10 protein-coding genes are annotated in these 7767 nt (G+C 70.4%); 2 read left to right on the top strand and 8 right to left on the bottom strand.

All coding sequences use genetic code 11. The annotated features are described in order from the left end of the window. Window positions 1-32: 32 nt before the first annotated feature. The 4 genes from ABD140_RS30980 to ABD140_RS30965 all read right to left on the bottom strand — a co-directional run bounded on the left by ABD140_RS30980 (window position 33) and on the right by ABD140_RS30965 (window position 2779). Window positions 33-353 (bottom strand): hypothetical protein, encoded by a 321-nt coding sequence (locus ABD140_RS30980; protein WP_344244802.1) that lies wholly within the window; start codon window positions 351-353, stop codon window positions 33-35. 318 nt (window positions 354-671) lie between these two features. Further along, window positions 672-1727: an AI-2E family transporter gene (locus ABD140_RS30975; protein ID WP_344244800.1), complete on the bottom strand. Its 1056-nt coding sequence runs from the start codon at window positions 1725-1727 to the stop codon at window positions 672-674. Window positions 1728-2333: 606 nt separating this feature from the next. After that, complete coding sequence (locus ABD140_RS30970; RefSeq protein ID WP_344244798.1) at window positions 2334-2546, bottom strand: helix-turn-helix domain-containing protein; 213 nt, start codon at window positions 2544-2546, stop codon at window positions 2334-2336. A 95-nt stretch (window positions 2547-2641) separates the two neighbouring features. Next, complete coding sequence (locus ABD140_RS30965) at window positions 2642-2779, bottom strand: hypothetical protein (protein ID WP_344244796.1); 138 nt, start codon at window positions 2777-2779, stop codon at window positions 2642-2644. 595 nt (window positions 2780-3374) lie between these two features. On the opposite strand from ABD140_RS30965, the gene ABD140_RS30960 reads away from it, so the two are divergent. Further along, window positions 3375-4829 carry a lysyl oxidase family protein gene (locus tag ABD140_RS30960; RefSeq protein WP_344244794.1) on the top strand — a complete coding sequence of 485 codons (1455 nt, stop codon included), beginning with the start codon at window positions 3375-3377 and terminating at the stop codon, window positions 4827-4829. Window positions 4830-4843: 14 nt separating this feature from the next. Then, on the top strand, window positions 4844-5071 hold the full coding sequence (locus tag ABD140_RS30955) for an EF-hand domain-containing protein (protein ID WP_344244792.1): 228 nt from the start codon (window positions 4844-4846) through the stop codon (window positions 5069-5071). Window positions 5072-5092: 21 nt separating this feature from the next. Here ABD140_RS30955 and rraA read toward each other — a convergent pair whose 3' ends face one another. The 4 genes from rraA to ABD140_RS30935 all read right to left on the bottom strand — a co-directional run bounded on the left by rraA (window position 5093) and on the right by ABD140_RS30935 (window position 7761). Then, on the bottom strand, window positions 5093-5581 hold the full coding sequence (gene rraA, locus ABD140_RS30950) for a ribonuclease E activity regulator RraA (protein WP_344244790.1): 489 nt from the start codon (window positions 5579-5581) through the stop codon (window positions 5093-5095). A gap of 27 nt (window positions 5582-5608) precedes the next feature. Beyond that, entirely contained in the window at window positions 5609-6805 is a 1197-nt protein-coding gene (gene rocD / locus ABD140_RS30945) for an ornithine--oxo-acid transaminase (RefSeq protein WP_344244788.1), read from the bottom strand. Between the two features lie 90 nt (window positions 6806-6895). Beyond that, the gene (locus tag ABD140_RS30940; RefSeq protein WP_344244786.1) at window positions 6896-7393 is read right to left on the bottom strand and encodes a flavin reductase family protein; all 498 of its coding nucleotides are present in this window, start codon (window positions 7391-7393) and stop codon (window positions 6896-6898) included. Further along, the gene (locus tag ABD140_RS30935; protein WP_344244784.1) at window positions 7390-7761 is read right to left on the bottom strand and encodes a DUF6113 family protein; all 372 of its coding nucleotides are present in this window, start codon (window positions 7759-7761) and stop codon (window positions 7390-7392) included. Before ABD140_RS30935 ends, ABD140_RS30940 begins: the two co-directional genes overlap by 4 nt. Window positions 7762-7767 lie beyond the last annotated feature (6 nt).

Below are 7767 nucleotides of genomic sequence, written 5' to 3'. Positions count from 1 at the left end.
GCCCAGCGCGGTGAGGCGGTCTGGGCAGTGAGTCACGCTGCCGACGACGCGGCCTGAACCACACCCGCCAGGTGTGAGGAAGAGCTGCAAGCTCGGCCCTTCAAGGCCGAGAAGCTGACGGCTTCCACGACCGTGTCGAGGATCGCCAGGCCTTCCGGCGTGTCGCCGTGGGTGAGCGCAGACAGGATGGCCAATCCCAGGTTATTCCGGGCGTCTTCCAGGGCTGTGATGCGGTCGGTCTGGTCGTGGCCGATGGCGATGGGGACGAGGATGAAGCCGGGGTGGCCGGTGTCGAAGCCCCGCGAGCACCAGCGGACGACGGCCGGGTCGGGTGTGAGGACGAAGAGCACCACGGGGCACTTGAGGTCCAGGCGCAGTTTGGTCAGGTAGACGGGCCAGGCCCACTCCCGGTCGGGATCGACTCTGAGCTGGACCTCGCAGCAGACCGCGAACTGCGGGGTGTTGTCCCCGGACAGAAAAGGATGATGAGTTCAGGGTTCTCCCGGATGATCCTGACTCTCGCTTCGTGCTGTGCGGAAACTGGCATGCGGTGAAGATAAGGAGAGGGCAACCTTCGAGTCAGGGGACTCTAACTTTACGAAAAAGCAGTTGGTCAATGAATGGTTGATTATTTCTTTTGTTCGGCAAAGTAGGAGTCCGGTAAGGGGGATTTATTCGGGGCGGGGTGGGGCGCCGGTGAGGAGGCGGCCGGCCCAGGCCTTGTCGGGGTCGGTTTCCAGGAGGAGGGCGCGGACCATGAGGGTGAGGGGGACGGCGAGGAGGGCGCCCAGGGCGCCGAGGGTGGAGGTCCACAGGATGAGGGAGAGCATGGTCAGGGTGACGGAGAGGCCTACGGCGCCGCCGAGGAACTTGGGGAGGAGGAGGGACTGGGTGATGAAGTTGATGACGATGTAGGTGATGAGGACGGCGATGGCCTTGCCGGGGCTGTCGATGAGGAGGGCCAGGAGGGTGGGGGGGATCAGGGCCAGGAGGAAGCCGAAGGTGGGGATGTAGTTGGCGATGAAGGCCAGGAGGCCCCACAGCAGCGGGAGGGGGATGTCGAGGATGTACAGGGCGATGACGTCGAGGGCGGCCATGATGAAGCCGAAGATGGTGCTGACCTTCAGGTAGCTGTAGGTGTCGCGGACGACGCCGCGCAGGGCGCGGACCAGGTCGGGCTTGTCGGATTCCAGGGCGGTGAGCTGGTGGCCCAGGGCGGTGGCGTCCAGGCACATCGCCACCAGCAGGGTGACCAGCAGGACGCCGGTGGAGGAGAGGCTGACCACGCCGTTGAGGGCCGTCTGCAGGAACGGGACGAGGTTCGCGGGGTTCAGCTCGCCCACCTGGGCGGCGATGCGGCTGGTGTCGATGTCGGCGCGGGCCAGCAGGCGGTTCACGTTGTTGACGATCTCGGTGAACCGGGAGGAGTACTGGGGCAGCAGCGAGATCAGTTCGCTGATGGAGACGGCCAGGGCCAGGCCCATCGCGGCGAGGAAGACCAGGATCACCAGCAGCGGCACCAGGAAGCGCACCCACTCGGGCGCGCCGAGGCGGGCGAGCCAGGCGCGGACGGGATGCACCCCGATGGTCAGCATCAGCGCCAGGATGGCGGGCGCCACCCAGCCCGACGCCGAGTGCAGGAAGGTGAGCACCAGGGCGAACGAGGCCGTTCCGAGCAGCACCAGCAGGCCGGGCGCGAGCTGTACTGAACGATCCGTACGGGGCATACGGGTGAGCGTCACCCTCCGTGAGGACCGTGTCAACGAACCGTGCCGCCGCCGCGACCCTTCTTGGACCCCCCGTTGCCGGAGCCCTGCACGAAGCCCGCTCCAGCGTAAGGCCCGGCCCTCCGTCACGAGCGACCCGGCATCACGGACAGCCCGCCGTCACGAACGCCTGGCATCACGGACGGCCCGCCGTCACAGACGACTCGGCATCACAGACGGCCCTGCGTCGCAGACGGCCCTGCGTCGCAGACGGCCCTGCGTCGCAGACGGCCCTGCGTAAGGCCCTAACCAGCGTCACAGACGGCCCGCCGTCACGAACGGCCCGGCATCACGGACGGTCCGGCATCACGGACGGTCCGGTGTCACGGACGGTCCGGTGTCACGGACGGTCCGGTGTCACGGACGGTCCGGTGTCACGGACGGTCCGGGGTGAGCGGTCATGGGAGGTCGGCGTCCGTAGGTGGGGGGTTCTGAAGGAAGCGGAGAAGAGCGGTGGGGGGAGAAGCCGAAGGCGGGCCGCTCGCCCGAGTGGCCCGCCTTCTTCCTGCCTGTGGCACGGGAACCGCCCCCAGTCCGCCGTGCCGGTGTGCGAAGAGTGCCCGTGTGTCAGCTCTTCTTGGAGCGGTTGTTGCCGCCGCGGCCGCGGAGTTCCACGCCCGCCTCGCCCAGCAGCTTGTGCACGAAGCCGTACGAGCGGCCCAGCTCGGCGGCGAGGGCGCGGATGCTGCGGCCCGCCGCGTACTGCTCGGCCGCGATCCGTGCCAGTTCCGCCCGCTGGTCTCCGGACACTCTGCGGCCTCTGCTGTTCTCCTCCGTCATTGCGCCACCCTTTCTCATTCTCCGGTGATCGCACGATAACCGGCGGTTGATCACGTCCCGGCCACAAGATCGACGCTGTTACCGCATCGCCAAGGTCACGGCCCGGGCACGGGCGTGTACGGCATGGGCGTCCGCGGGACGGCGGTGTAGGGCACGGGCGGTGGGTCGGCCGAGCCGGAGTCGCAGCCCGCGACCAGCGGCAGCGCACAGCAGAAGACGAGAAGTCGCATCATGGGCACATTGTGCGACCAGGCGGGCACTCTTCGCAGCAGTACCGATCAGTCGGGTATCGGGATTTTCAGCAAAGGTCCGTCGAGTAGCCGGAGGAGCCCGCCCGGCGGGTCCGTGCGGCGCCGCCGGTGGTCGCCGTCGCACAGCCCGCTCCCAGGAGAGCGCGCAGGGGGATGAGCTGCTCCGCCAGGTCGCACCCCACCGCCTCATGGGCCGCGGAAGGCTCACCGCGATGACGACCCGCTCGTCGTGAAGCCCACACGGACCGCATCGCGAAGCCCCACACGGACCGCATCGGGCAGCTCCTAAGCGAGCCAGGCGGCGGGCTCACGGGCGTTCTCGCCGCCGTCGATGCGCCCGGACAGACCCCGGGAACGCCCCCGTGACAGGAAGAGCGCACAGCGGAGGCCCTGCCCGGTGCCCGAAGAGGCGAGGGACCCCCAGAGCAGCGTCCGCCCCCAGAAGGGCCACACCCCAGGACACGAACCCGGAGAGCGAGAACCGCGCCCCCGGCAGAGCATTCTCCAGAATTCACCCCACATCGAGTGATCGGCCGGATACTCTCAGCCATTCCCCTCTCGATCCTTCGGAGTCGCCGTGTCCCGTTCCCTCTGCGCCGGTCTCTCCGGCCTGGCCGTCTTCTCCCTCGCCGTTGCCCCGATCCCGCCGGCCGTCGCGGAGGCCCCCTCGCTGCGCCTGGTCACCGCCACCGGGAACGTGGTCGCCGAGCGCGATCCCGACGACTCCGGGGTGGCGCTGGACCTGGGCCTCCACCTCGCCGCCGACGAGCGGTTCGAGCTGCGGGTGCGGCGCGCCTCCTACGACCGGCTCCCGGAGGTCCACCGGCGGGTCGGCGATCGGTACGAGAAGCTCCCCGACGGCCTGGTGCGGGACTTCTCGGGCCTGCCGGGCTTCCTCCAGGTCACCGTGAAGAACAAGCGCGGCAAGACGGTCAAGCGGGCCGCCCAGAAGTTCTGCCCCGCCGGTGTCGCCAACCGGTACCAGCGGGACGCCTCACCGGTCGACACCTACCCGCAGTCCTGCCCCGCCCATCCGTTCACGCTCGGCACGGTGTGGGGCATCCCGCGGGGGTGGGCGCTGCCCGTCATCCCCGCCGACGACAAGCTCCTCGACCTCAAGCCCGGAAAGTACCGCGTCGAGGTCTCCGTCGCGGAGAAGTACCGGCGGCTGCTGGGCGTCTCCGGGGAGACCCGCACGGTCGGGCTGACCGTCCGCGCCGCCTCGAACGAGGAGCACGGCGGAGGGCACATGCGGCGGCGCCTCTCCGCCCGGGACGGCGGCGCGCTGGAGCCCGGCCTGCGCCCGTCGACCGTCGCGCCGGTCCCGCAGGGGCCCAAGCCCGATCTGCGGGCGCTGCCCGCCTGGGACATCCGTGTCTCGCACCTGAACGACAGGGGCCTCTTCGTCAGGAAGCGCGACTACCTGCGCTTCTCGGCGACGGTGTGGAACGCGGGTCCGTCGCGGCTCGTCGTCGACGGGTTCCGCCGCGAGAAGAGCGACGTCATGGACGCCTACCAGTACTTCTACGACGCGAACGGCGTCCAGACCGGCTACACCAAGACCGGCACGTTCGAGTGGGAGCCCAAGGAGGGCCACGAGCACTGGCACTTCCGCGACTTCGCCGCCTACCGCCTGCTGTCCGCCGACGGCGGGCGCGTCGTGCGGGGCCGCAAGGAGGCGTTCTGCCTGGCCAACACCGACCAGATCGACCTGACGGTCGAGGGCGCCAACCCGCGGCCGGAGAACACCGACCTGTCCAGCTCCTGCGGCGAGAGCACCTCGGTGTCGCTGCGCCAGGCGCTGGAGCCCGGTTCCGGCGACACCTACGAGCACTCCCTGCCCGGCCAGTCCTTCGACATCACGAAGATCCCCAACGGCGTCTACCGGCTGGAGGTCGCCGCGAACCCCAGCCGCCGCCTCGTCGAGACCGACCTCACCGACAACGTCGCCCTCCGCCGGATCACCTTGGGCGGCAGGCCCGGCGCCCGCACCGTCAAAGTCGCACGGATCGGGATGATCAACGGCCATTGAGATACGGTGCGTCCGTGAGCAATGAGTACAAGGCGACTTTCGACCTCATCGACGTCGACGGTGACGGGTACATCGACATGGACGAGCTGCGCAACCTGATGCGGGCGCTCGGCCAGGAGGGCAGCACCGCCCGGGTGGTGGAGATCATGCTGACCGCCGACCTCAGCCTCGACGGCAAGCTGACCCTGGCGGAGTTCTCCACGCTGATGGGCCGGCTCCAGCCGGGCGCGGCGAACGGATAGCGGACGGGTCGGCGCGCGGGCTCAGCCCGCGGCCAGCACGTCGCGGCCGGCGACGACGATGCCGTCGTGGTCGCTGTAGAGCCAGTCGCCGGGCCGGAACTCCACGCCGCCGAACGTGACGGGTACGTCCGTCTCGCCCGCGGCGTCCTTGGCGCTCTTGCGCGGGTTGGAGCCCAGCGCCTTGATGCCGATCGGCAGGGTGGCCAGGGTCGCGGTGTCGCGGACCGCGCCGTGGATGACGACGCCCGCCCAGCCGTTGTCGACGGCGGCCTTGGCGATGAGGTCGCCGCACAGCGCGGAGGCCAGGGAGCCGCCGCCGTCGACGACGAGCACGCGGCCCTCGCCGGGGCCGTTCAGCGTCCTCTTCACCAGGCCGTTGTCGCGGAGGCAGCGGATCGTGGTGACGGGCCCGCTGAAGACGGGTTCGCCGCCGTACTGGCGGAACTGCGTCTCGCAGCTGCGCAGTTCGGCGTCGAAGTCGTCGATGAGGTCTGCGGTCGCGAAGGTCATGGCACAAGATCCTACCGATGAGTAGTTTCAGCCTCCGGCCAGTGCCGTCTCCAGCCGCTCCAGTCCCCAGTCCAGCTCCTCCCGGGTGATGACCAGGGGCGGCGCGAGCCGCAGCACGGTCTCGTGCGTCTCCTTGGCCAGCACGCCCAGCTCCATCAGGCGCTCCGACACCGGCCTCGCCGCGCGGCCCAGGTGCAGGCCCGCCCACAGGCCGCGGCCCGAGACGCGCTCGACGCCCGGCAGCCCGGCCAGCCGCTCGTGCAGGTAGGCGCCGAGTTCGGCGGAGTTGCGCTGGTAGGTGCCCTCCTGGAGCATCGCGACGACCTCCCGGCCGATCGCGCACGCCAGCGGGTTGCCCCCGAACGTGGAGCCGTGCTGGCCCGGCCGGAACACCCCCAGCACGTCGCGGTCGGCCGCCACCGCCGAGACCGGAATGATCCCGCCGCCCAGCGCCTTGCCCAGGATGTAGACGTCGGGGACGACGCCCTCGTGGTCGGCGGCGAAGGTGTACCCGGTGCGGCCGAGGCCCGCCTGGATCTCGTCGTCGATCATCAGCACGTTCGCCTCGGTGCACAGCTCCCGCACCGCCCGCAGGAAGCCCGGCGGCGGCACGTTGACGCCCGCCTCCCCCTGGACCGGCTCGACCAGGACGCCCACCGTCGCGTCGTCGACCGCGGCGCGCAGCGCCTCGACGTCCCCATAGGGCACACTGCGGAACCCGGGCGTGTACGGGCCGTAGGAGTCGCGGGCGTCCGGGTCGTCGGAGAAGGAGATGATCGTCGTCGTCCGGCCGTGGAAGTTGCCGTGGAACGTGATGATGTTGGCCTGGCCCGGGGGGACGCCCTTGACCTCGTACCCCCACTTCCGGGCGGTCTTCAGCGCCGTCTCGACGCCTTCGGCGCCGGAGTTCATCGGCAGCACCATGTCCTTGCCGCACAGCCCGGCCAGCTCGGACACGAACGGGCCGAACTGGTCGTGCTCGAAGGCGCGGCTGACCAGCGTGACCCGTTCCAGTTGCTCCATCGCCCGCGCCACCAGCCGCGGGTTGCCGTGCCCGAAGTTGATCGCCGAGTAGGCGGCGAGCAGGTCGAGGTAGCGCCCGCCCTCCACGTCGGTCACCCAGACGCCCTCCGCCCGGGAGATCACGACGGGCAGCGGATGGTAGGTGTGCGCCGCGTGCGCGTCGGACAGCTCCAGCAACCCGGCGGAAGTCGTCGTCGTCATGCCTTCAGGCTAAGTCCGCGGACCGCTTTCGGAACTGCGAGCGGGCGGCACCGGCCTGGTTTTTTACCTGCGGCGCACCGGGCCGTACGGTCAGCCGTTCCCGAGCCGGCGGTAGGCGCCCTGGTAGTACAGCAGCGGGCCGCGGTCGGCGGGGGCGCCGACCGACAGCACCTCGCCGATCACCACCGTGTGGTCGCCCGCGTCGTGGACGGCGTGGGTGCGGCACTCCAGGGAGCCGATCGCCTCGTCCAGGATGGGCGCGCCGGTGAGCTCGCCGCGGTGCGTCGCCCAGCCCTCCATCTGGTCGTCCCAGGAGCGGCCCCGGGTGGCGAACCAGGAGGAGGCGGCCTCGGAGTCCTCGCCCAGGATCGACACCGCCCAGGTGTCCCGTGCGAGCACGACCCTGTGGAAGCGCGCCTTCTTCTCCACGCAGAACAGGACCAGCAGGGGGTCGAGCGAGACGGACGTGAAGGCGTTCATCGTCATCGCGTGGTCGACGCCGTCCGCGACCGTCGTCACCACCGTGATCCCGGTGGCGAAGCGGCCGATCACCCGGCGGAACTCGGCGGGATCGGGCCGGGACGTCACTGCGGCAGCCCCGTCAGCCAGGAGCGGGTGGCGGGGGTGAGCGCCGCGGCGATCAGCGCGGCGGCGGCTCCGCCGAACAGGAAGAGCATGCCGCCGGCGCCGCTGGTGATGATCACGTCGCCCTCGGACCGGGGCAGCGAGAGCACGCCGGTGGCGGTGAGCCAGGCGGCGGCGGGCACGAGCGCCCCCGTGCGGGTGCCCACCGCCCAGCCCGCGGCGCGGAAGGCCGCCAGGTTGAGCGCGCACAGCGCCGCGGCGATCAGCAGGGAGCGCCCGAAGCTGAACGAGCCGATCAGCGCGAGGAGCACACCTCCCAGCGCGAGAAGTCCGTAAAGGGCGCCCGTGAGGACACTGTCCAACCTGTTCACGGAAAC

Origin of the sequence: Actinocorallia libanotica, from assembly GCF_039525175.1 — a bacterium.
In the GTDB taxonomy this organism is placed as follows: Bacteria; Actinomycetota; Actinomycetes; order Streptosporangiales; family Streptosporangiaceae; genus Actinocorallia; species Actinocorallia libanotica.
This window is presented reverse-complemented; position numbering and strand designations above follow the sequence as displayed.

Coding starts and splice junctions, on each gene's coding strand:
- ABD140_RS30975 (WP_344244800.1), bottom strand. CDS start 1,727: ATGCCCCGTACGGATCGTTCAGTACAGCTCGCGCCCGGCCTGCTGGTG.
- ABD140_RS30970 (WP_344244798.1), bottom strand. CDS start 2,546: ATGACGGAGGAGAACAGCAGAGGCCGCAGAGTGTCCGGAGACCAGCGG.
- ABD140_RS30965 (WP_344244796.1), bottom strand. CDS start 2,779: ATGATGCGACTTCTCGTCTTCTGCTGTGCGCTGCCGCTGGTCGCGGGC.
- rraA (WP_344244790.1), bottom strand. CDS start 5,581: ATGACCTTCGCGACCGCAGACCTCATCGACGACTTCGACGCCGAACTG.
- rocD (WP_344244788.1), bottom strand. CDS start 6,805: ATGACGACGACGACTTCCGCCGGGTTGCTGGAGCTGTCCGACGCGCAC.